Source organism: Pseudomonas sp. DCA-1, from assembly GCF_046523955.1.
GTDB classification, from domain to species: Bacteria; Pseudomonadota; Gammaproteobacteria; order Pseudomonadales; family Pseudomonadaceae; genus Aquipseudomonas; species Aquipseudomonas putida_Y.
This window is the reverse complement of the sequence record NZ_CP169881.1, coordinates 2,698,100-2,720,220: the sequence shown is the minus strand read 5'-3', so window position 1 is coordinate 2,720,220 and position 22,121 is coordinate 2,698,100. Positions and strand designations below refer to the sequence as shown.

19 protein-coding genes, 2 pseudogenes and 1 riboswitch are annotated in these 22,121 nt (G+C 62.3%); of the genes and pseudogenes, 14 read left to right on the top strand and 7 right to left on the bottom strand.

Annotated features, from left to right (window positions below; translation table 11 throughout):
- Positions 1-88 precede the first annotated feature (88 nt).
- The 8 genes from ACE4QZ_RS12725 (at position 89) to ACE4QZ_RS12690 (ending at position 7,479) form a co-directional block, all read left to right on the top strand.
- A complete protein-coding gene (locus ACE4QZ_RS12725; RefSeq protein ID WP_021783822.1) occupies positions 89-568 on the top strand; it encodes a GNAT family N-acetyltransferase in 480 nt (159 codons plus the stop codon).
- Positions 569-673: 105 nt separating this feature from the next.
- Positions 674-897: riboswitch (cobalamin riboswitch) on the top strand.
- Positions 898-990: 93 nt separating this feature from the next.
- Positions 991-1,179: a CbtB domain-containing protein gene (locus ACE4QZ_RS12720; RefSeq protein WP_021783823.1), complete on the top strand. Its 189-nt coding sequence runs from the start codon at positions 991-993 to the stop codon at positions 1,177-1,179.
- Positions 1,180-1,188: 9 nt separating this feature from the next.
- A complete protein-coding gene (locus ACE4QZ_RS12715; RefSeq protein WP_021783824.1) occupies positions 1,189-1,875 on the top strand; it encodes a CbtA family protein in 687 nt (228 codons plus the stop codon).
- Positions 1,875-2,261 carry a cobalamin biosynthesis protein gene (locus ACE4QZ_RS12710; RefSeq protein WP_021783825.1) on the top strand — a complete coding sequence of 129 codons (387 nt, stop codon included), beginning with the start codon at positions 1,875-1,877 and terminating at the stop codon, positions 2,259-2,261. The genes ACE4QZ_RS12715 and ACE4QZ_RS12710 overlap by 1 nt, the downstream gene beginning before the upstream one ends.
- A gap of 34 nt (positions 2,262-2,295) precedes the next feature.
- Positions 2,296-3,048 (top strand): precorrin-4 C(11)-methyltransferase, encoded by a 753-nt coding sequence (gene cobM, locus ACE4QZ_RS12705; protein ID WP_021783826.1) that lies wholly within the window; start codon positions 2,296-2,298, stop codon positions 3,046-3,048.
- A gap of 66 nt (positions 3,049-3,114) precedes the next feature.
- On the top strand, positions 3,115-3,357 hold the full coding sequence (locus ACE4QZ_RS12700) for a DUF1272 domain-containing protein (RefSeq protein ID WP_021783827.1): 243 nt from the start codon (positions 3,115-3,117) through the stop codon (positions 3,355-3,357).
- A 221-nt stretch (positions 3,358-3,578) separates the two neighbouring features.
- Positions 3,579-4,193 (top strand): response regulator transcription factor, encoded by a 615-nt coding sequence (locus ACE4QZ_RS12695; protein ID WP_021783828.1) that lies wholly within the window; start codon positions 3,579-3,581, stop codon positions 4,191-4,193.
- Positions 4,194-4,206: 13 nt separating this feature from the next.
- Entirely contained in the window at positions 4,207-7,479 is a 3,273-nt protein-coding gene (locus ACE4QZ_RS12690; RefSeq protein ID WP_021783829.1) for a transporter substrate-binding domain-containing protein, read from the top strand.
- Here the strand turns inward: ACE4QZ_RS12690 and ACE4QZ_RS12685 are convergent.
- The 3 genes and pseudogenes from ACE4QZ_RS12685 to ACE4QZ_RS12675 form a co-directional block, all read right to left on the bottom strand.
- Positions 7,454-7,873, bottom strand: a pseudogene (locus ACE4QZ_RS12685) (methyl-accepting chemotaxis protein); the annotation flags it as partial. The gene ACE4QZ_RS12690 and the pseudogene ACE4QZ_RS12685 overlap by 26 nt on opposite strands.
- 165 nt (positions 7,874-8,038) lie before the next feature.
- Positions 8,039-8,668: pseudogene (locus ACE4QZ_RS12680) on the bottom strand (PAS domain-containing protein); the annotation flags it as partial.
- 1,150 nt (positions 8,669-9,818) lie between these two features.
- Positions 9,819-10,838, bottom strand: a complete 1,020-nt coding sequence (locus tag ACE4QZ_RS12675) for a LacI family DNA-binding transcriptional regulator (protein WP_021782988.1) — start codon at positions 10,836-10,838, stop codon at positions 9,819-9,821.
- 206 nt (positions 10,839-11,044) lie between these two features.
- Between ACE4QZ_RS12675 and ACE4QZ_RS12670 the strand changes: the two genes are divergently transcribed.
- From ACE4QZ_RS12670 to ACE4QZ_RS12660, 3 genes are all read left to right on the top strand, one after another.
- The gene (locus ACE4QZ_RS12670; RefSeq protein WP_021782987.1) at positions 11,045-11,584 is read left to right on the top strand and encodes a gluconokinase; all 540 of its coding nucleotides are present in this window, start codon (positions 11,045-11,047) and stop codon (positions 11,582-11,584) included.
- Between the two features lie 111 nt (positions 11,585-11,695).
- A complete protein-coding gene (locus ACE4QZ_RS12665; protein ID WP_021782986.1) occupies positions 11,696-13,048 on the top strand; it encodes a GntP family permease in 1,353 nt (450 codons plus the stop codon).
- An 86-nt stretch (positions 13,049-13,134) separates the two neighbouring features.
- A complete protein-coding gene (locus ACE4QZ_RS12660; RefSeq protein ID WP_021782985.1) occupies positions 13,135-13,437 on the top strand; it encodes a hypothetical protein in 303 nt (100 codons plus the stop codon).
- A 14-nt stretch (positions 13,438-13,451) separates the two neighbouring features.
- Here ACE4QZ_RS12660 and ACE4QZ_RS12655 read toward each other — a convergent pair whose 3' ends face one another.
- The 4 genes from ACE4QZ_RS12655 to ACE4QZ_RS12640 all read right to left on the bottom strand — a co-directional run bounded on the left by ACE4QZ_RS12655 (position 13,452) and on the right by ACE4QZ_RS12640 (position 18,864).
- The gene (locus ACE4QZ_RS12655; RefSeq protein WP_021782984.1) at positions 13,452-14,879 is read right to left on the bottom strand and encodes a sigma-54-dependent transcriptional regulator; all 1,428 of its coding nucleotides are present in this window, start codon (positions 14,877-14,879) and stop codon (positions 13,452-13,454) included.
- On the bottom strand, positions 14,848-16,341 hold the full coding sequence (locus tag ACE4QZ_RS12650) for a sensor histidine kinase (protein WP_021782983.1): 1,494 nt from the start codon (positions 16,339-16,341) through the stop codon (positions 14,848-14,850). Before ACE4QZ_RS12650 ends, ACE4QZ_RS12655 begins: the two co-directional genes overlap by 32 nt.
- 304 nt (positions 16,342-16,645) lie before the next feature.
- Positions 16,646-18,097, bottom strand: coding sequence for a sensor histidine kinase (locus ACE4QZ_RS12645; protein WP_021782982.1), 1,452 nt, complete (start codon positions 18,095-18,097; stop codon positions 16,646-16,648).
- A 173-nt stretch (positions 18,098-18,270) separates the two neighbouring features.
- Positions 18,271-18,864, bottom strand: coding sequence for a lytic transglycosylase domain-containing protein (locus ACE4QZ_RS12640; protein ID WP_021782981.1), 594 nt, complete (start codon positions 18,862-18,864; stop codon positions 18,271-18,273).
- Between the two features lie 185 nt (positions 18,865-19,049).
- On the opposite strand from ACE4QZ_RS12640, the gene gspG reads away from it, so the two are divergent.
- From gspG to mexE, 3 genes are all read left to right on the top strand, one after another.
- Complete coding sequence (gene gspG / locus ACE4QZ_RS12635; protein WP_003253843.1) at positions 19,050-19,475, top strand: type II secretion system major pseudopilin GspG; 426 nt, start codon at positions 19,050-19,052, stop codon at positions 19,473-19,475.
- An 11-nt stretch (positions 19,476-19,486) separates the two neighbouring features.
- Positions 19,487-20,677, top strand: coding sequence for a type II secretion system F family protein (locus ACE4QZ_RS12630; protein ID WP_021782980.1), 1,191 nt, complete (start codon positions 19,487-19,489; stop codon positions 20,675-20,677).
- Positions 20,678-20,868: 191 nt separating this feature from the next.
- Positions 20,869-22,110, top strand: a complete 1,242-nt coding sequence (mexE, locus tag ACE4QZ_RS12625) for a multidrug efflux RND transporter periplasmic adaptor subunit MexE (protein ID WP_021782979.1) — start codon at positions 20,869-20,871, stop codon at positions 22,108-22,110.
- The last annotated feature ends 11 nt before the right edge of the window (positions 22,111-22,121 follow it).

Genomic DNA, 22,121 nt, shown 5'->3' with positions numbered 1-22,121 from the left:
TCGCCTTTCCCAGCGACTGGTACAGTTTGATTAAATTACGTAGATACACATCACTGTATCGCCAATCCGGACCAAGGAAGCCGTCACCATGAGCCTCACCATTCGCCCTGCCGTGCATACCGATGCCGAGCAGATCCTCACCTTCATCACCGAACTGGCCGAATACGAACGCGCTCGCCACGAGGTAGTCGCCACCCTTGCCGACATCGAGCACAGCCTGTTCGACGAAGGCAGCACTGTGCACGCCCTGATGTGCGAGCGTGATGGCCGTGCAATCGGCTTTGCCGTGTACTTCTACAGCTACTCGACCTGGCTCGGGCGCAATGGCATCTATCTGGAAGACCTGTACGTAACCCCCGAACAACGCGGCGATGGCGCTGGCCGGCAGTTGTTGCAGCACATTGCCCGCGAAGCGGTGGCGAACAACTGCGGGCGCCTGGAATGGAGCGTGCTGGACTGGAACGAGCCAGCGATCGGCTTCTACCAGAAACTGGGGGCCGAGGCGCAGGATGAGTGGGTGCGTTACCGGCTGGATGGCGACAAGCTGGCGGCATTCGCCCGCGGGTGAACGCCCGGTTCCTGCACTTCTGCCTGCGGGCCTGAGCCTGTAGTACCTGCTGTTCGACAGCCTCGCGCTGTGTATGACATTGACGCCAAGCCCGCCCCATGCTCTCCTTATGCCTCGCGTTCAGGTGCCCCTCACGGGGTGAAACGGGAAACCGGTGCGTCCCAGGCCCTTCTGCAGGGCCGGACAATGCCGGTGCTGCCCCCGCAACGGTAAGCGAGTGAAGCGTCTGTACCACTGTGCCTTGTAGTACGGCATGGGAAGGTGACGCGTTCCAGGAGCCCAGCTCTTCCTCGCAAGCCCGGAGACCGGCCTGACGTTCATGAACACCCCGCGGTGGGCGGGCGCTGTTGCATTCCCTTGGGCGACCACGTCCGGGGCTGCCGCGCTCGCCCGTTGCCCACAAAAAAGCAGAGGATCGCGTCATGCCCGTCACCAGCGCCAAACAACACAGCCTTGCTACCCCCGTTACCCTCAGCCGGCGTGTAACCATCGCCGTCGGTGCCAGCTTGCTGGGTCTGTGCCTGGTCTACTTTGCCGGGTTCTCGCACATCGAGGCCGTGCACAACGCCGCCCACGACACCCGCCACAGCGCCGCCTTCCCCTGCCACTGAGTACGCCTGATGATCACGCGCATTGCCCGTACTGCGGGCTTCAGCGGGCTCCTTGCAGCCCTGTTGCTGACCTTGCTGCAAAGCTTCTGGGTTGCTCCGCTGATTCTGGAGGCGGAAACCTACGAGTCCTCGGCCCCGGCCGCACACCACGAACACGGTAGCGAAGTGGCCGCTCATGAACACAGCGCCGAAGCCTGGTCGCCGGAAGACGGCTGGCAGCGCGTGCTGTCCACCACAGGCGGCAACCTGGTGGTCGCGGTCGGCTTCGCCCTGATCCTCGCCGCCCTGTACAGCCTTCGCGAGCCCAAACGCGCCGCCACTGGCGCATTGTGGGGGTTGGCTGGCTTCGCCGTGTTCTGCCTGGCCCCAACCCTGGGCTTGCCACCAGAACTGCCAGGTACTGCGGCCGCCGACCTGGGGCAACGCCAGACCTGGTGGGTCGGTACAGCCAGTGCCACAGCCCTGGGCCTGGCCTTGCTGGTGTTTGCCCGCCACTGGCTGCTGAAGGCGCTGGGCGCCGTGCTGCTGGTCATGCCTCATGTCATCGGTGCGCCGCAACCGGAGGTGCACGAAAGCCTGGCCCCCGAAGCATTGGAAACCCAGTTCAAAGTCGCCTCCTGGCTGACCAACGCCGCCTTCTGGCTGGCCTTGGGCCTGCTCAGCGCCTGGCTGTTCCGCCGTTCCAGCCAGGCTTGATGCCTGCCTTCTACGCCGGTTTTGGCTGCCGCCAGGGTTGCCCGGCGGACACCTTGCATCGCTTGCTGCACCAGGCTCTGGACGACCAGGGCCTGGCGTTGGCTGACCTGCGCGGCATCGCAAGCATCAGCCTGAAGGCCGACGAGCCCGGGTTGTTGCAACTGGCAGAGCACCTAGGTTTGCCTTTGGTGCTGTACCATGTCGCGCAACTGCAACCCTATGAACCACTGCTCAGCCACCGGTCCGCCGCTGCCTACCGGCACAGCGGCTGCTGGGGCGTAGCCGAGAGCGCGGCACTGGCCCTGGCCAGCCAGCGGCAGGGTACAGCCAGCCTGCTACTGACGCGCCAGGTACTGGGCCCGGCGACGCTCGCCCTGGCCTGCTGAACGTTTCGTACCCTCTTTCTTGCCAGGACTTAGCATGACCATCTACTTTATCGGTGCCGGCCCCGGCGACCCGGAGCTGATCACGGTCAAGGGCCAACGGCTGATTCGTCAGTGCCCAGTGATCATTTATGCCGGTTCACTGGTGCCCGCCGCCGTGCTCGAAGGCCACCAGGCCGAAACCGTGATCAACAGCGCCGAACTGCATCTGGAACAGATCATCGCTGCCATGCGCAGCGCGCACGAACAAGGTCAGGATGTGGCCCGGGTGCATAGCGGCGACCCCAGCCTGTACGGCGCCATCGGTGAGCAGATCCGCCACCTGCAGGCGCTAGGCATCGATTACCAGGTCATCCCCGGCGTTACCGCCACGGCAGCGAGCGCCGCCCTGCTCGGCTGCGAGCTGACCTTGCCTGAAGTGGCGCAGACGGTGATCCTTACCCGTTATGGCGACAGTTCGCCCATGCCACCTGGTGAGCAATTGGGCGACCTGGCGCGCCATGGCAGCACCCTGGCAATTCATCTGGGGGTCAAGCACCTGTCGCGCATTGTCGATGAGTTGGTGCCGCACTATGGCGCGCACTGCCCGGTTGCGGTGGTGCATCGGGCCACCTGGCCAGACCAGGATTGGGTGCGCGGCAACCTCGGTGACATTGTCGAACGCGTAGCGGCCAAGGATTTCCGGCGCACGGCGCTGATCCTGGTAGGTCATGTACTGGGGGATACGCCGTTCGCCGAATCGACCTTGTACCGTGCCGGGCATGCCCACCTGTACCGCCCTGGCGACTGAACATTGCCAGCCTTGCCTCGGGCGTAGCAGACTCCGGGTTTACGCCTGCGAACAGGAGTCATGCCCATGCTGGAGTTACGCCCCAACTGCGAGTGTTGTGATGCCGACCTGCCGGGTGACAGCCCCGACGCTCTGATCTGCTCCTTCGAATGCACGTTCTGCCGTGCCTGTGCCGAAACCCGCTTCCAAGGCCGCTGCCCGAATTGTACCGGGCAGTTGGTAGCCCGCCCGACGCGGGTCGGGCAGGCATTGGCCAACAACCCTGCCTCCACACTGCGTATACACAAACCGCACGCAGCCTGCGCCTGAGCAACTGCAAAGAATCGGCATCACCGCTGTTTCAGGGTGATGTCTTTCCTGTTTCTTGTAGGATTTTTCAACAATAAGCACTGAGGATTTCAACACTTCTATACTCGGCATTACCAAACTTCGGGAATGGTCGTATCGTGCAGCGCTTCCGATAACCCCACTTGCAGACGTATTCCTGAGTGTTCCAGGAAGCGGACCACATCCCTACAGGAGTTTTCCTCATGACAACCGTGCTGATCGTCGACGACCACCCTATTGTCCGGCTGTCCTTGCGCCTACTGCTCGAGCGCGAGCGCTTCCATGTCGTCGGCGAGGTCGGCAATGGCAGTGAAGTGGCTCAGGTAGCCCGCGAACTGCGCCCGGACGTGGTCATCCTCGACATCGGCCTGCCTGGCCTGGACGGTATGGAAGTCATCAAGCGATTGCAGAGCCTGGAGCCGGTACCGAAGATCATGGTGCTGACCGGCCAGGCCACTGACCTGTATGTACGCCGCTGCCTGGATGCCGGGATAGGCGCCTTCGTCACCAAGGAAGAGGACCACGAGGCTCTGCTGTTCGCCCTCAAGGCCCTGACCAAGGGTTATTCGACCTTTCCGCAGATGTCGGTCAACAGCAACTCGCTGGAGAGCGAGCCAGTGCGCCTGGCCAGTCTCTCCAACCGGGAAATGGAAGTGCTGCGGCGCCTCGCGCGCGGCGAGAACAACAAGAACATCGGCACTTGCATGAACCTCAGCGCGAAGACAATCAGCACCTATCGGGGCCGTATCATGGAAAAGCTCAAGACCGAGTCGCTGGTGGAAATGGTCGACCTGGCCAAGCGCAACAACGTCTATTGAGCGCTCGGCTGCCATGAAACAGCTGCTGGCGAGCGTCCTTCTGGCTCTAGGTCTGGCCAACTCCATGGTGCTGCAGGCCAGCAGCGAACCACGCCATCTGCTGGCACGCTCAATCAGTGCCGCTGCCCCGCTGGCGTTATCCGGCGAGGACCGCAACTGGCTGAAACAACACCAACGCCTGGTACTGGGCAGTGCGCGCCCCGACTACCCCCCGTTCGAAATCAACGTGAGTCAGCATGACTATGAGGGGTTGAGTGCAGACTACGCCGGCATCATCGGCGAACAGCTTGACATACCCATTGAAGTACGCCGTTTTGACAGCCGTCACGAGGCCATCACTGCCCTGCGTGATGGCCGTATCGACTTGCTGGGTAGCTCCAACGCTTTCGAAGCGGCGGACGCCCAACTTAGCCTGAGCACCCCCTATGCCGACGACCTGCCAGTGATCGTCACCCTCGAGGGGCGCAGCTTGAAAAGCACGCCCAACCTTGCCGGCCTGCGCCTGGCGATGGTCGATCATTACCTGCCGGCCGCCAGCGTTCGCGCCCAGTACCCCAAGGCGCAACTGAGCCTGTACCGCTCGACCCTGGCCGGGCTCGCTGCCGTCGTGCTGGGCGAGGCAGACGCCTATCTGGGCGATGCCATCAGCACCGACTACATGATCGGCAAAAGTTTTCAGGGCACGTTGAAAATCGACCATTTCTCCCAACTGGCCCCAGAAGCTTTTGCCTTCGCCATCGCCAGCGACAACCCGCGCTTGCATCGGCTGGTGGACAAGGCGCTGTCACGTATAAGCGAAAGTGAACGTTTGAACATTCTGCGCCGTTGGAGCAGTGGTAACACCAGCCTGCTGCTGCAGCGCCACCTCACTGCCTTGAGCGAAGAAGAAGAATCCTGGATCACCGCCCACCCCACGATCAGCGTACTGGTCAATACCTCGCTGGCACCTTTGACGTTCAATGATGCTCAGCACCGCCCTAGCGGTATCACCCTGGACCTGCTCAAGCAGATCTCATTGCGCACGGGGCTGCAGTTCAAACCGGTCGAGAGTGCTTCATCGCAGGTCATGATCGACCGCCTGGTCCACGGCGAGGCACAGATGATCGGCGCGCTGGGCTATGGCGCCGACCGCTTGAAGCAACTGCGCTACACCCGCCCCTACCTGGTCAGCCCGCGCGTGCTCGTCACCCGTGACGACGGCGAATCATCTGCACAGGCCAAGAACCTGGATGGCAAGCGCATCGCCTTGGTGCGCGGTTCCCCCCAGGAGGCCGTTTTGCAACAGCGATACCCACAGGCCGAGCTGGTCGAAGTTGACAACCCCCTCGCCCAGATGGAGGCCGTGGCCAACGGTGTTGCCGACGTGGCCCTGAGCAGCCATATCAATGCTACCTATTACATCAGCCATGTGTTCAAGGAACGTTTGCGCATCGCCGGCGTGCTCGACGATGCCCCGGCCATTGCCGCTTTTGCCGTAGCCGCCGACCAGCCCCAGTTGCAGGCCATTCTCGACAAGGCGCTGCTAAGCATTCCGCCTGAAGAACTCGACCAACTGATCAACCGCTGGCGTACCAGCACACTGGTGAGCGACAGCCCATGGCGCGACTACCGCACCCTGGCCTTGCAGGTGCTCGTACTGTCGGCCCTGCTGCTGGCCGGGGTGGTGTTCTGGAACAGCTACCTGCGCAAGCTGATCAACCAGCGAACCGAGGCACAGCACGCGCTGCAGGCACAGCTTGCGCTGAGCCGCGGGCTGCTGGAGCAGTTACGCCAGGCCAAGGACGACGCTGAACAGGCCAGCCAGACCAAAAGCACCTTCCTGGCCACCATGAGCCATGAAATCCGTACCCCGATGAATGCCGTGATCGGTCTGCTGGAACTGGCCCTGGAAGATAGCCGCAGCGGCCGCAGCGACTCCCAGACCTTGCAGACCGCCCATGATTCGGCCATTGGCCTGCTTGAGCTGATTGGCGATATTCTCGATATTTCTCGCATCGAATCCGGGCACATCAGCCTGCAGCCGGTGCCTACCAATCTGGTCGAGCTGGTGCGCGCCACGCTGCGGGTGTTCGAAGGCAATGCCCGGGCCAAAGGGTTGCATCTGCAGGGCGAGCTGCCGGCAGAACCGGTATGGGTGCTGGCTGACCCACTGCGACTCAAACAAATTCTGTCCAACCTGATCAGCAACGCCATCAAGTTCACCGACCGTGGTGAAGTCCAGGCATGTCTGCTGCTACCCAAAGTTGCCGGCCACGGCAATCTGGCAATCGAGCTGAATGTGCGCGACACCGGCATCGGCATCCGTCCCGCCGACCAGGCCAGGCTGTTCAATGCCTTCGTTCAGGTCGATGGGCCCAGGGCACGTCAAGGGGCTGGCTTGGGGTTGGTCATCAGCCGTACCCTGGCCGAACTGATGGGCGGCTCCTTGAGCCTTCAGAGCGTCGAGGGCGTTGGCACCCGGGTGCAAGTCAACCTGCAGTTGCCCGTCTGCGCAGCACCGGCACAAGCGCAAGAGCAACTCACGGCGCCTGAAAGCAGCAGCGGCCCGCTCAATATCCTGGTGGTCGACGACTACCCGGCCAACCTGCTATTGCTGGAACGGCAACTGCAAACCCTGGGGCACCACGTGACACTGGCGGAAAATGGCGAAATCGCCCTCGCACGCTGGCAGGACGCGAGTTTCGACCTGGTGATTACCGATTGCAGCATGCCGGTCATGGACGGGCATGAACTCACCCGGCGCATTCGCAGCCTGGAGGTCGAGCGCGGCCTGCCGGCAGGCCGTATTCTTGGGGTAACCGCCAACGCCCAGGCCGAGGAGCGTACTCGCTGCCTGGCCAGCGGCATGGACGAATGCCTGTTCAAGCCGATTGGCTTGCGCACACTCAAGACCCATCTGCCCCTGGTGCACCCTCAGCAGCCGTCGCCGGCCCCCTGCCATAGTGGGTTCGACCTGGCCGAATTGCGCCACCTGACCCAGGACGACGAACAGTTGACGCGGCATTTGCTGGAGCAATTGTCGATCAGTGTCGGTGAAGACCTGGCCGCCCTGCGCGCCTTGGCAACAGACGCCCCTGATGACGCAGTGCGTGCCTTGGCCCACCGCATCAAGGGTGGCGCCAAAATGATCAGGGTGCGCACCGTGGTCAAAGACTGTGAAGCTATCGAACACGCACACGCACTAGGGCTGCCGACCGCCGAACAACGCGCGCAACTGCAAGTCAGCCTGCAGGCACTGCTTGACGAGATGCGCGAGGCGCTCAGTGCAATTGCAGCGTCGAGCTGATCTGGCTGATGGCATCCACGACGTGCCGTGAGCCTTGCTGGATTTCCATGATCACCGTGCCCGCCTCATTGGCCAACGCCACGCCGTGACCGGTGCGGTTGAGGCTCGATTGCATGCTGGCCACTGCCAATAGCGACAGGTCGTGGTTCTGCCGCACCACATCGACAATTTCCAGGGTGGCCTTGCTGGTTCGCGCGGCCAGGTTGCGCACCTCATCGGCCACCACGGCAAAGCCGCGCCCGTGCTCGCCGGCACGTGCAGCCTCGATGGCTGCGTTAAGGGCCAACAGGTTGGTCTGGTCGGCAATGCCACGGATGGTCAGCACAATCTGCCCGATCACATCCGACTGCTTGTTCACCGCATCGATGCTGCGCGCTGCGTCGTTAAGCTCCTGGGAAATCTGCTCGATTACCTGCACCGCCTGTTGCACCACCTCGGTACCTTTGCGCGCGCAGGCATCGGTCTGCACCGAACTGGCATGAGCGGCATGGGCGGCGCTTTGCTGGGTGCAGACCTGCTGGGTGATGTCGCTGGCAAACTTGACCACTTTGCACAGGCGGCCCTTGCTGTCGAAGATCGGGTTGTAGGAGGCCTCCAGGAAGACGGTCTGGCCTTGCTTGTTGACGCGTTCGAAGCGATGTGAATGGTACTCGCCACGGTTCAGAGAAGCCCAGAACTCGCGGTACTGGGCCGATTCGCGTTCATGCGCCAGGCAGAACAGCCCGTGGTGGCGGCCAACCACATCATCGAGGCGGTAGCCCATGGTGTCGAGAAAATTCTGGTTGGCCTTGATCACCCGGCCTTGTGGGGTGAACTCGATCACCGCCATGGAGCGGCTGATGGCCTTTAGCAGGCTTTCGCTCTCGTGCTCCAGCACCACCCGCTGGGTGATGTCAGATGCCACCTTGATTACGCTGGTGACTTGCCGTTGCTCGTCCAGCACTGGCATGTAGCTGGCTTCCAGCCAGACTTCGCGCCCCGCCTTGTCGATGCGCTCGAACGTACCGCTGATTGCCTTGCCCTGCCCCAACTCGCGCCACAGTTGCTGGTATTCGGCGCTTTTTGCATAGTCCGGCTCACAGAACAGCCGGTGGTGCTTACCTCGCAGCTCCTCGGCGCTGTAGCCCATGGCCTGGCAGAAGCGCTCGTTAGCGTCGAGAATAGTACCGTCAGGGGCGAACTCGATCATCGCCATGGAACGGCTGATAGCAGCCAGTTTGGCTTGCGCATCGGCCAGCGCCTGGCGGCTGCGCTGGATTTCTGCCAAATCAGACTTGCGATGGAAATCGAACATGACGCGGGGCTCCCTATGCGCGGTTTCTTGAGCATAGAACGCCGTTGGCAAGTCGTGGCATTTGTGGCATTTGTGGCGCCTCAGAGAGCCAGCGCCGCCCGCGCGGCGCATCGCGAGCAAGCTCGCTCCTACATTTGTTTCGGGCCAGTATCGCCTGTGCCTGCGCGCGCGACCGCCCTGTTTGTCCCCACGATATCGAGGTGAGCGCCAAGGGGACGTGCGCGTCTGCCCCAGGAATAATTGGCCCGAAACAAATGTAGGAGCGAGCTTGCTCGCGATGCGCCGCGCGGGCGGCGCTGGATCTACGCATCACCGTAAAAACCAAGGCAGGCACCTTGCCGCCCTGACACAAACTGTGCCTGCGCACGCGACCGCCCTGTTTGTTCCCCGCGATATCGAGGTGAGCGCCAAGGGGACGTGCGCGTCTGCCCCAGGAATAACTGGCCCGAAACAAATGTAGGAGCGAGCTTGCTCGCGATGCGCCGCGCGGGCGGCGCTGGATCTACGCATCACCGTAAAAACCAAGGCAGGCACCTTGCCGCCCTGACACAAACTGTGCCTGCGCGCGCGACCGCCCTGGTGTCCCCACGATATCGAGGTGAGCGCCAAGGGGACGTGCGCGTCTGCCCCAGGAATAATTGGCCCGAAACAAATGTAGGAGCGAGCTTGCTCGCGATGCGCCGCGCGGGCGGCGCTGGATCTACGCATCACCGTAAAAACCAAGGCAGGCACCTTGCCGCCCTGACACAAACTGTGCCTGCGCGCGCGACCGCCCTGGTGTCCCCACGATATCGAGGTGAGCGCCAAGGGGATGTGCGCGTCTGCCCCAGGAATAATTGGCCCGAAACAAATGTAGGAGCGAGCTTGCTCGCGATGCGCCGCGCGGGCGGCGCTGGATCTACGCATCACCGTAAAAACCAAGGCAGGCACCTTGCCGCCCTGACACAAACGGGTATGGAACACCTCAGAAAAGCTTGACCGCCAACAGAGAATCTAAATCTACAGCGCCTGTCTTGAGGACGCGCCGACGCCTTGACGGTCGCTCTCAGGAGCTCTCGCGCACCATCAGCTCAAAGCCCAGATCCTGCTGCGCGTTCGTCACCCGCTTGCCATCCAGCAACGCCAGCAGCGCTTGCGCTGCGCCCCGCCCCACCGCAGCCCGTGGTGTGCGAATCGAGGTCAGCCGCGGCACCATATGCGCCGATGCCGGCAAATCGTTGAAACCGACCATCGCCACCTGACGTGGCACCTCCACCCCTTGACGCAAGGCCTGCAGCACCGCGCCTTGGGCCAGGTCGTCGTTACAGAAGAAAATGCCGTCGACATCCGGCGCCTGCTGCATCAGCTGGCTGAACAGCGCGCTGCCCAGGGCAATCGACGATGGCTCCGGGGCCAACACCTCCAGCTCGGCGGCCTGCAAACCGGCCTCTGCCAATGCCTGACGGAATCCCTCGGCACGCTGCATCACCCTCGGGTCCAGCTGCGCGGCAATGAATGCAAGGCGCTTGCGCCCGCGTTCGATCAGGTGCCGTGCAGCAGCACGTCCGGCCTGATGCTGCGAGAAACCGACCGACAAAGCCCCTGGCTCGCCATTGAGCTCCATCATGTGCACACACGGCACGCCGCTGGCAGCCAGCATCTGCCGCGCAGCATCGCTACGCTCGAAACCGGTCAACAAAATGCCGCAGGGCTGATAGGCCAGATAATTGCGGATCAAGTTCTCTTCTTCGGCAAGGTCGTAGTGATAGTTGCCGATCAGCACCTCGAGCCCGCGCGGGCGCATGACCTCGTGAATGGCCTCCAGGGTGTCGATGAACAGTTGGTTGGACAACGACGGGATCAACACCACCACCGACTGGCTGCGCGCCGAGGCCAGCGCCCGGGCCGCCGGGTTGGCCACATAGCCGAGGCTAGCCGCCGCCGCGATGACCTTTTCCACCAGGTCAGGCGCAACCGTGCTGACCCCACGCAAGGCGCGCGAAGCGGTAATCGGGGAAACCCCGGAAAGCCTGGCAACTTCAGCCAGGGTGGGACGACCTGTAGTACGGGAGCCGGTGCGGGACATGAATGTTGTAATTTTACTACTTGCAAGGATAGGGAACGGCCACTAAGGTAGCGCTGTCTCAGGATGCAGGCAATGTAATCTTTGGTAGCAGCCACCACGCGCTTGCCACCAGGCGTCCATACTGCGTAAGGACAAGACCAATAACACCGGGGAGGTGTCTGTTCGTCAATGGCGAGACAGCGCTATCTCACCCGCAGGAGGTACTGATGAATTCTCCCCTGTCCGCCATTGTGGTGATGGGCGTGGCCGGTTGCGGCAAAAGCTGCATCGGCGCCGCCATCGCTGCCAAAAGCGGCGGCCGCCTGATCGAAGGCGACGCTTTCCACCCTGCCGAAAACATCCGCAAGATGAGTGCTGGCATCCCGCTGGATGACAGTGACCGTGCCGGCTGGCTGGTCCGCCTTGGTGAAGAGTTGCAAACCACCACCCAAGCCGGGGAACGCCCGATCCTGACCTGCTCGGCACTCAAGCGCCGCTACCGCGATACCCTGCGCGATGCCATGCCCGGGCTGGTGTTCGTGTTCCTCGAACTGTCGCCTGCCGAGGCTGAAAAACGCGTGCTGGCTCGCCCAGGACACTTCATGCCGGCCAGCCTCATCGACAGCCAGTTCGCTGCCCTGGAATCGCCACGTGGCGAGCCCCTGACACTTGCTCTGGACGCCACCCAACCGATCGAAGCACTGGCCGAAGCGGTGGACCGCTGGCTAAAGCGCTGCGGTGAGCCGGGCCTGGCGCAAACCGCCTGACCTCGGTGGTTTTTCCGTCTCACCCAAGACAGCGCTACCCCGACCCGTAAAGCGGGCAAAGACTCCAAAAAGCTACGCCCAAAACAACGATAAGACCGAGGCCTTCAAACCATGTTCGGACTGGCTACTGATACTTTCCTGCTGCTCGACGCGATGGTTACCATCGTCGGACTGATCCTGCTGATCACCCACTTCAAGGTTCACCCCTTCGTCGCCCTCACCCTCGCGGCCGGCTTCCTGGGCCTGACCTCCGGCATGCCGGTGGCCAAGGTCATGAAATCGTTCCAGGACGGTTTTGGCGGCGTACTCGGCTTCGTCGGTATCGTGCTCGCCCTGGGCACCATGCTCGGCAAGCTGATGGCCGACTCCGGGGGGGCCGACCAGATCGCGCAAACCCTCATCCGCGCCTTCGGCAAGAAGAACGTGCATTGGGCGATGATGTTCGCCGCCTTCCTGGTGGGCATCCCGCTGTTCTTCGAAATCGGCTTTGTGCTGCTGATTCCACTGGTATTCATCGTCGCCCGGCGCTCCGGCGTATCGCTGGTGAAGATCGGCATTCCGCTGCTGGCCGGCCTGTCGGTGGTGCACGGTCTGGTGCCACCACACCCGGGCCCCTTGCTGGCAATCGGCATTTTCCATGCTGACATTGGCAAGACCATCTTCTATGGTCTGCTCGTCGCACTACCCACCGCGATCATTGCCGGCCCTCTGTTCGGTAACTTCATCTCCCGCTACATCCCGGGCAACCCGTCCCAGGAACTGATGGACCAGATCGCCAAGGAGTCCGACCAGGGCAACCTGCCAAGCTTCAGCATCACCCTGATCACCGTGCTGCTACCAGTCGCGTTGATGCTGCTGAAAACGTTCGCCGACGTGGTGCTGCCTGCCGAGCACATCGTGCGCCAGTGGATGGACCTGATCGGCCACCCGATCACCGCCCTGCTCGCCGCCCTGCTGCTGGCCTTCTACACTTTCGGCTCGGCTCGCGGCTTCAATCGCCAGCAGATCATGAAGATGCTCGACCAGAGCCTGGCACCGACTGCCGCCATCGTGCTGATCGTCGGCGCTGGCGGTGGCTTCAAGCAAATGCTGGTGGACACCGGCGTAGGCAACGTGATCGGGCAGATGGCTGTGCAGGCAGAAATTTCGCCGATCATGCTGGCATGGCTGGTGGCGGCGGTGATTCGCATCGCGACCGGCTCCGCCACGGTCGCCACCATCACCGGCGCGGGTATCGTGGCGCCGGTGATCGACCTGGTGCCGGGGGTGAACCGTGAGCTGTTGGTACTGGCCACCGGTGCCGGCTCGCTGATCCTGTCCCATGTGAATGACGCCGGCTTCTGGCTGGTGAAACAGTACTTCAACATGACCGTGGCAGAAACCTTCAAGACCTGGAGCATGATGGAGACGATCCTGTCCATCGTCGGCATCATTTTCATCATGTTGCTGTCGCTGGTGGTGTGACCGTTGATCGGGGTAATGGCACCTTCACGTTTCGGGTAAGGCCAAAGGGAAGTATGAGCCCTACCCGTATAGCAAAGGAGCCTGCCATGCCCCGCTCAATCATCCTGTCGATTGCCCTGCTCGCCTCGCCGCTGGCTTTTGCTGTCGGCACAGGCCCGACCTACCCCGACGATCCGCACAATACAGCGCCACAGCCAGGCGTGGACAGCACCCTCAACCCGATCGAGAAGCCCTTGCCGCGGGATACCGACCCGCGCATACAGGGCAACGAACCACAAAGCCCGCCAGCCATGCAGAATGACAACCGCAATCTGCCGGGGATGGATGGCAGTGGGTCGGAAGGTACCGGCCGGCAAGGAGAAGGCAGCTCGGGCACAGGTAACCGTTGACGACCCTGCCTGTACTACCACTGACGCTTGTCGGGCCGGGTCAGACCCAGTTTTTCGATCCGGTAACGCAGCATATCCCGCGACAACCCCAGCATCCGCGCTGACTTGGTCACGTTCCAGTCGGTGCGGTCCAAGGTCTTGCAGACAAGGTCACGCTCCATGTCAGGCAGGCTTGTACCCGGTTCTGGTTCGTGCCGCGGCATTTCGAACATGGCCGCCATCGGCTGCTGCGCCAACGGCTCGTCAACCAAGGTCATGCACAGGTTCAACTGATGCGCCTGCACGACTTCGTTCGGCGCCAGCAACACGGTCTGCTCCAGCATGTTGCGCAATTCGCGCACATTGCCAGGCCAGCTATAACCGAGCATCAGGTTCTCAGCCTCGGCAGAAAAGCGCAGGTTTGGCTTGCCATAACGGCGGCTATGGTGGGCAAGGAAATGCCGCGCCAGTAGCAGTATGTCCTGGCCACGCGAATACAGGCGCGGCACCTTCAAGGCGATAATGCGAAGGCGGAAGAACAGGTCACGGCGGAACTTGCCCTGCTGCACCATTTGTTCCAGGTTACAGTTGGTGGCGCTGATCACCCGCAGATCGACCTTGCGCTCCTTCACAGCACCAATCCGGCGGATGCTGCGGTCTTCCAGCAACTTGAGCAGCTTGGCCTGCAGCACCAAGTCCATTTCGCCGATCTCGTCAAGGAACAAGGTGCCGCCATCGGCAGCCTCCACCAGTCCCACCCGGCGCTCCTTGGCATCGGTGAACGCGCCCTTCTCGTGGCCAAACAGTTCGGCCTCAAGCAGGTTGGCAGGGATCGAAGCGCAATTGAACTCGATGAACGGCCCTTTACTGCGCGAACCATCAAAATGCAGGGCGCGGGCCACCAGCTCCTTGCCGGTACCGGTCTCGCCTTCGATCAGCACCGGTGGCAGGTCGTCACTGGCCATGCGCCGCTCGGCATCGAGCACCTGGCGCAGGGTGTGCTTGAGGGTGAGCATCACCGGCGAGTCGCCGATCAATGCCTGCAACCCGGACTTCTGCGCCTCGCGCTCCTGGTAGAACGACAGCGTGCGTTCCATACGCTCGGTAGCCAGGGCCTTGTCCAGGGTCAGTTTGAGCTCGGCCAAAACCACCGGCTTGGTCAGGTAATGAAAGGCGCCCTCCTTCATCGCCTGCACGGCATCTTCTACATTGCCGTAGCCGGTCATCATGATCACTTTCAGGCCTGGCGCCTGGGCCACCAGGGTACGCAACAGGTCGTGCCCGCTCATGCCTGGCAACGAGTTGTCGGTCAGCACCGCGTCAGGCTGCGCCCGCTTGATCTGCTCCAGCGCCAGCTCTGCGCTGTGGCACACGATGACTTCGTAGCCCTTGAGGCTGAGGTAAGTGCGAATGTTGTCGGCAAGGATTTCATCATCCTCGACGACCAGGATGCTGTGCTCCATGTTCCCCTCCCGCTGCAATATTGAATGTAAGGCTGACGCGGGTTCCTTCCTCTTCGCGGCTGCTCAGGCTGACCGAGCCGCCAAAACGTTCCATGATGCGCTTGACCAGAGCCAGGCCTACGCCGAGGCCACCCTGTTTGGTCGTGAAGAACGGTTTGAACACCATCCGCTCCTGCTGTTGGCTCATGCCTTTGCCGGTGTCGGTCAGCACGAACTCGGCACGCAGGCCTTCTTGCACATTGACCTGGGCATTGAGCATCCCGCCAGCGGGCATGGCCTCCAGGGCGTTGGAGAACAGGCTGTTGAGAATCTGCGTGAGCTGCAGCGGCTGGCTGACCACCCACTGCACGTCAGGCCCTTCGAAATGGAAGCGCACGCCATTGCGTTCGATCTGCTGAGCGAAGGCCAGGTGGGTGTCCTCGATGGCCGCCACCAGGTCCACGGCCTCGGGTTCATCACTGGCCGGGCGCAACGACACCAGCAAGTCGCGCACCCAGCGCGACATGCGGTCGACCTGGCTGATGATGTCAGTGATGTTCTTCTGCGCAGCAGGGTTGGCGGTCTCCTGGGCAAGTTCGGCGCTGGAGAGGATATTGGCCAGCGGATTGCGCATGCTGTGAGCCACTGCCGACGACATTTCACCCAGCGCCACATAGGTTTCGCTCGCCACCAGCCGCTCTTGCTGCAGGCGCAGCATGTGCGCCGCCCGGCGCACGATCCAGAACAGCCCGAAGTAGATCAACGCCCCGCCCACCAAGGTAGAGGCCCAGATCAGCAAATAGCCGCGCTGGATGCGCCGGATCAGATCCTGCGGCTCCTTGTAGATTTCCACCATGGCCAGTACCTGCTCGCCCTGGCTGTCGAACAGCGGGATGTAATTCTCGATGAACAGGTAACGCGGTGCGCGCTGGAACTTCTGCTCTTCGCGATCCTCGGCGGCCTTGTGATAACTGGCCGACACCGCCTTGCGCGAGTGAAAAGCGCGCTCAAGATCACCATCATCTCCTATTCGCTTGCCGATCAGCTCGACGTTGGTGGACCAGACAATGGTGCGGTCGCGGGCGTAGACATTGGCCAGCAAGGTATCCGGCAGGTGTTTGACATGATCGAGGAACTCGACCCGGGTCGCTTCGGCCAACGCCGGGGTGAACTGCAGGTGCTGCAGATCCAACTGCGGGTCCAGCAACTCGCCCATAGTGGTGCCCGGCGGCAATTGCGAATGGCGCACTTCGGCCTGGGCCATTGCCTGAATGAACTGCGCGGTGAGCATGGCATCGCGCTGCACGCTGTCGCGCACCACGAAGCGCGTCGAGACGTAACCCAGCCCACCGGCCACCGTGGTGATGATTAACAGGCTGATCACCGAAAACCAGCGCAGCAGGTTGAATTCACGCAAGGGTACGGCCAGCCCGCTGGCGGTCGCATTGGCCTTTTCGGGCGCTTCGTTTTCCAGCATCTGCATCGCGTAGTTCCCGCGCAGGGCGTACGTTCAGAACTGCATCAAGGCCAATGGCAGTAGCCAATGGTTAGCAATCCACCCGGCAGTCGCAGCTGCCCTTTGTCGTGTGTCGCGCTTCACAAATTACGCTGCAAAAACTCAGCCAGCAGGACTATTACCTATTAAAACTGTTATTTATCAGTAAGTTGAAAGAACTTTCTAGATTAATTTTGAGGAGTCTTCCCCACATTTGGGTGATTTTGACCCAAAACGCTATTAGCTTTTATATCAAAATCTTACATCCCTTTATTAATGTGTCTTGGTGCTTTCAGGTCAGTCGGAAACTTAACGAAACCCTCGTGCCATGGCCCTCGCTGCTGCTGAGCCGAACCGTACCGCCGAAGCGTTCCATGATGCGCTTCACCAGCACCAGCCCCACCCCCAGCCCACCTGGTTTGGTCGTGAAGAATGGTCGGAAGGCCATTCGCTGCTGCTCGTCGTTCATGCCATTGCCATTGTCGGACAAGCGCAAGGTCAGGCTGCGCCGGTTGTGACGTACCACTTCGATACGCAACCGCCCGCCCTGCTCCATCGCTTCCAAGGCATTGGCGATCAGGCTACTGAATACCTGGCGCAGTAATACCGGGTGCCCCAACACCTGCACGGCCGGTAAGGGTTGCAGGTCCAGGCTTACTCCGCTGCGCGCCAGCGGCACAGCGTAGGTCTGCAGGGCCTCCTCCAGCGCCTGCGGCAAGTCCACCGCCAACGCCTCGTCGTTCAGCGGGCGCAGTGACTGCAGCATCTGGCGGATCCACTGCGACATGCGATCGACCTGGCTGATGATGTCGTTGACCTGGCTCTGCGCCGGGCCTTCGTCGAACGCCTGGGCCAGTTCGGCACTTGAGCGGATGCTGGCCAGCGGGTTGCGCAGGCTATGGGCCACTGCCGACGACACCTCACCCAGTGCCACGTAGGTTTCGCTGCTGATCAGCCGCTTTTGCTGCACCGCCAGCAGCCGCGCGGCGCGGTGCATGATGCCGTACAGGCCGACATAGACCAGAGCAGCGCCGACGGTGATGGCCAACCAGATCAGGATCAGGCCACGCTCGATGCGTACGATCAGGTCATGGGGTTCCTTGTAAATCTCGACCATCGCTGTGACCTGATCGCCATCGGCATCGAACAGCGGAATGTAGTTCTCGATGAATAGCTGCTTGGGCGGGGTGATGAACTTCTGCTCGGTGCGGGCCTGTTCGAAATTGTGGTAGCTGGCCGAAACCCGCATCTTGTACTCGAAAGCCCGATTCAAGTCTTCGTCGCCTTCAATCAGCTTGCCGATCAGTGCCGGGTTGGTGGACCAGATCACTGTATGGTCCAAAGCATAAATATTGGCCAGCAGAATATCGGGCAGGTGAGCGATATGGTCAAGGAACTCGCCACGGGCCATGCGCCGGGCTTCCGGGTCGACCTCGGGCAAGTTGTTGCGGTCGGTGCGCGGATCGAGCAGTTCGCCCATGGTCCGCACATTGGGGATCGACACATGGCGCACTTCGGCATCGGCGATGGAGGTGATGAACTGTGCGGTGAGTAGCGCATCACGCTCGACACTCTCGTCGATGATGAAGCGGCTGGAAATCAGCCCCAGCCCGGCCGCCACCGAGAGAATGATGGCTAGACTGACCCAGGCATACCAGCGCAGCAGGTTGAACGGCTTGCGCGGGACGGCCAACTCGCTACCGGCAGGCACGTCAATAGTGTCGGAACGAGGGGCGACGTCCATAACGGACACCTCAGTTGGGCACCTTTAGAAGGTTATAGCCCAGACTTGGGGAATCCATGGTATTAAATTGATGGCATCCGCCGAAGGGTATTGATCCCCTCCTCACTTCACCCTACCCGTTACAGCCGAAGGTGGCGCTGCCCCTGTGGAATACGGGAGCTGCAAGCCAGGTGTTACAAGGGCGAATCATCAGTCAACCCTTGCAACTTGCGATATTCGCGCAGCACCGTGGGCACATAGCGCCGGGTCTCGGCAAACGGCGGCACGGCACCGCGCCGCAATACAGCATCCGGGCCGGCGTTGTAGGCCGCCACAGCCAAGGTGATGTCATTGTCGAACAGGGTAAGCATTTGCTTGAGGTAGCGTGCCCCGCCTTGCACATTGTCTTCAGGGTCCAGCCGGTCTTGCACCCCCATCTCGCGGGCGGTATCCGGCATCAGTTGCATCAACCCAACTGCCCCCGCCCGCGAACGGGCTTTGGGGTTGTAGCCGGACTCGGCCTTGATCACCGCGTGCAGCAGCGCCGGCGGCACGTTGTGGATGCGCGCAGCCGTGGCGACGACCTCGGCGTAAGGGCGGCCAGTGATCATCTGCGCCTTGACCGGCCCACCCTGGGACAGCGGCTCGTTGATCACCTTCTCATAGTGGCGCCCTGGTCGATGGACATTGGTCAGCACGTAGCCACCCTTGGCATCGATTGAGATGTACACATCGGCCTGGGCAGCACCTGCCGCCAGCCAGATCAAACCGAGGATGAGTCCACGCATGCCGGTCGCCTCTTCGTCGTGGCCCCGATGTGGGGGAAATGCCCCGGAAAACCCGAGGACAGTCACCACGACGCAAGCACTGTGCCGCTTCCTGTGCCCCATGGCGCAAGGCCCCGGGGCAGACGTGCACGGCTGTTGCATGGTGCATGTCAACGCTTGTCCCCATAGCAGTGGAGGGCTTCACCATGCAGCGCAGAACCAACCCGCAACGTGGCTTCACTCTGCTTGAACTCCTGGTGGTACTGGTGGTACTCGGCCTGCTGGCCGGCATCGTCGCGCCCAAGTACTTCAGTCAGCTAGGCCGCTCCGAGGCCAAGGTTGCGCGGGCGCAGATTGAGGGGCTGAGCAAGGCCCTGGACCTGTACCGCCTGGAGGTCGGCCACTACCCCAACAGCGAACAAGGCTTGCAGGCACTGGTGGTCGCCCCCAGTGGCGAGGCTCGCTGGACCGGCCCGTACCTGCAGAAGGCCGTGCCGCAAGACCCGTGGGGCCGCCCGTATATCTACCGGCAACCCGGCGAGAACGGCGGTGAGTACGACCTGCTGTCGATGGGCAAGGACGGCCAGCCGGGTGGCGATGGGGAAAACGCCGAAATTACCAGCTGGCAGTAAGGAGAGCGGCCATGCGCTACAGCCTCAAGGCCCTGGGTAGGCAGGGCGTGGTGCAGTTGCAGATCGATGCCGAGGACGCGGACCAGGCCCGCCGCCAGGCCGAAGACCAAGGCCTGCGTGTGCTCAGCCTGCGCAGCAGCGGCGGCGCCTTGCGCGGCATGGCCTGGCGCCGTGAAGCGGCGTTCGACCTGGTGCTGTTCAGCCAGGAACTGTCAACCTTGCTCAATGCCGGCCTGCCGCTGATCGACGCACTGGAAAGCCTGGCGGAGAAGAGCCCGGCAGCGACAGCGCGCAAGGTGCTCGCCGAGCTGGTACGCCAGTTGTACGAGGGCCGCTCGCTGTCCCAGGCACTGGGCCAGCAACCGCGTGTATTCCCGCCGTTGTATGTGGCGCTGGTGCAGTCCAGTGAACGCACCGGCGCCCTGGGCGATGCCCTCACCCGCTATATCAGCTATCGCCAGCGCCTGGACCTGGTCCGACAGAAGCTGGTGGGTGCCTCGGTCTACCCGTTGCTGCTGTTGCTGGTGGGGGGTGGGGTGGTGCTGTTCCTGCTCGGCTATGTGGTGCCGCGTTTCAGCCAAGTGTTCGAGGGCATGGGCACCGAACTACCCTGGTTGTCACGGGTACTGATGCAGGTCGGCCTGTTTCTGCATGCCCAGCAAGCGCCCCTGGCGCTGGGCAGCGTCGGTGGGGTCGCGGCGCTTTGGCTGCTGCGTAGGCACCCGCGTGTACGGTACTGGGCCTCCTGCCAACTGCGGCGCCTGCCAGCACTGCACCAGCGCCTGATGATGTACGAGCTGGCGCGCTTCTATCGCTCGCTGGGCATCCTGCTGCAAGGCGGCATTCCCATCCTCACCGCCATGGGCATGGCCCGCGGCCTGCTCGGCAACGCAGCAGCGCAGGGCCTGGAGCAGGCCTGCCAGCGGGTGGGCGAAGGGCTGCCGCTCTCCGATGCACTGGCGGCCGGGCACCTGGTGACGCCGGTTTCACTGCGCCTGCTGAGGGCTGGCGAGCAGTCCGGCAACCTGGGCGAGATGCTGGAGCGCTGCGCCGATTTCCATGACCAGGAAATCGGCCGCTGGGTGGAATGGTTCGTCAAACTGTTCGAGCCGTTGCTGATGACCTTCATCGGCCTGCTGATCGGCCTGATCGTGATCCTCATGTACATGCCGATTTTCGAGCTGGCCTCAAGCATTCACTGAATGGCCAGGCCCAGGTTTTCGCGTAAAGGGATGCCTGCACAGGCAGTGCGCTTCGCCCAACCATGGCCGTCATCGATAATTGATCCCCACCTATCATTCAGCGTGATATTAACCTTCGCCCCGTTCGATTCGTACCTCACGCGCAACACACTCACACTCCGCCCACTACTAATACATTGGCGGAGTTCTCCATGGAACAATCACTCAAACCCTTGCGCTTCCCCCTCGCTGCCCTGGCAGTGGTGGTGATCAGCGCTTGCGGTCGAACCCCCGACGCCGTGCAGGCGCCCGCCGCGCCGAAGGTAAGCGTGGCCAAGGTGATCGAGCAACCGATCACCGAATGGGACGAGTTCACCGGCCGCCTCGAAGCCCCGGAAACCGTCGAAGTGCGCCCGCGGGTCTCCGGCCAGATCGACCGGGTGGCCTTCACTGAAGGCGCCCAGGTCAAAAAAGGCGACCTGCTGTTCCAGATCGACCCGCGCCCGTTCCAGGCAGAAGTACGCCGCCTCGAAGCCCAGTTGCAACAGGCCAAGGCCACCGCCATCCGCAGCGCCAATGAAGCCCGCCGCGGCGAGCGCCTGCGTGACAGTAACGCCATTTCCGCCGAACTGGCCGAATCGCGCAGCAGTGCTGCCGCCGAAGCCCGTGCCGGCGTCGATGCGATCCAGGCCCAGCTCGACCTGGCGCGCCTGAACCTCAGCTTTACCCGCGTCACTGCGCCCATCAGTGGCCGTGTCAGCCGCGCCGAGTTCACCGCCGGCAACATCGTCACCGCCGATGTCACCCCGCTGACCAGCGTGGTATCCACCGACAAAGTCTACGCCTACTTCGACGCCGACGAGCGCGTGTACCTCAAGTACACCCAGCTGGCCCGCGAAGGCCAGCGTGGCCAGAGCACCCCGGTATACCTGGGGCTGACCAACGAAAGCGGCAACCCGCACCTGGGCCACATGAACTTCGTCGACAATCAGGTCAATCCGCGCACTGGCACCATCCGGGGTCGCGCGGTATTCGACAACAGCGACGGCGAGTTCACACCAGGCTTGTATGCGCGTCTGAAACTGGTCGGCAGCGCCCAGTACGACGCCATGCTGATCAACGACGAAGCCGTGGGTACCGACCTTGGCAAGAAGTTCGTGCTGGTGATGGGCAAGGACAACAAAGCCACCTACCGCACCGTGGAACTGGGGCCGAAACTTGAAGGCTTGCGCATCGTCCGCAGCGGCCTGGACAAGGGCGAACGCATCGTGGTGAAGGGCCTGCAGCGCGTGCGCCCTGGTTCGCCGGTAACCCCGGAGGAAACACCGATGGCCAGCGAGCAAACCCTCGCCGCTCTTGCACGGCAGCGTCAGGCCCTGGAGGCCAGCAACCCGGCGCCGAAAATGGCGGGCAATAACGTGAAAGTCGCCGGCGCCCAGGCGCCACGCGGTTAAGGGACCCTACC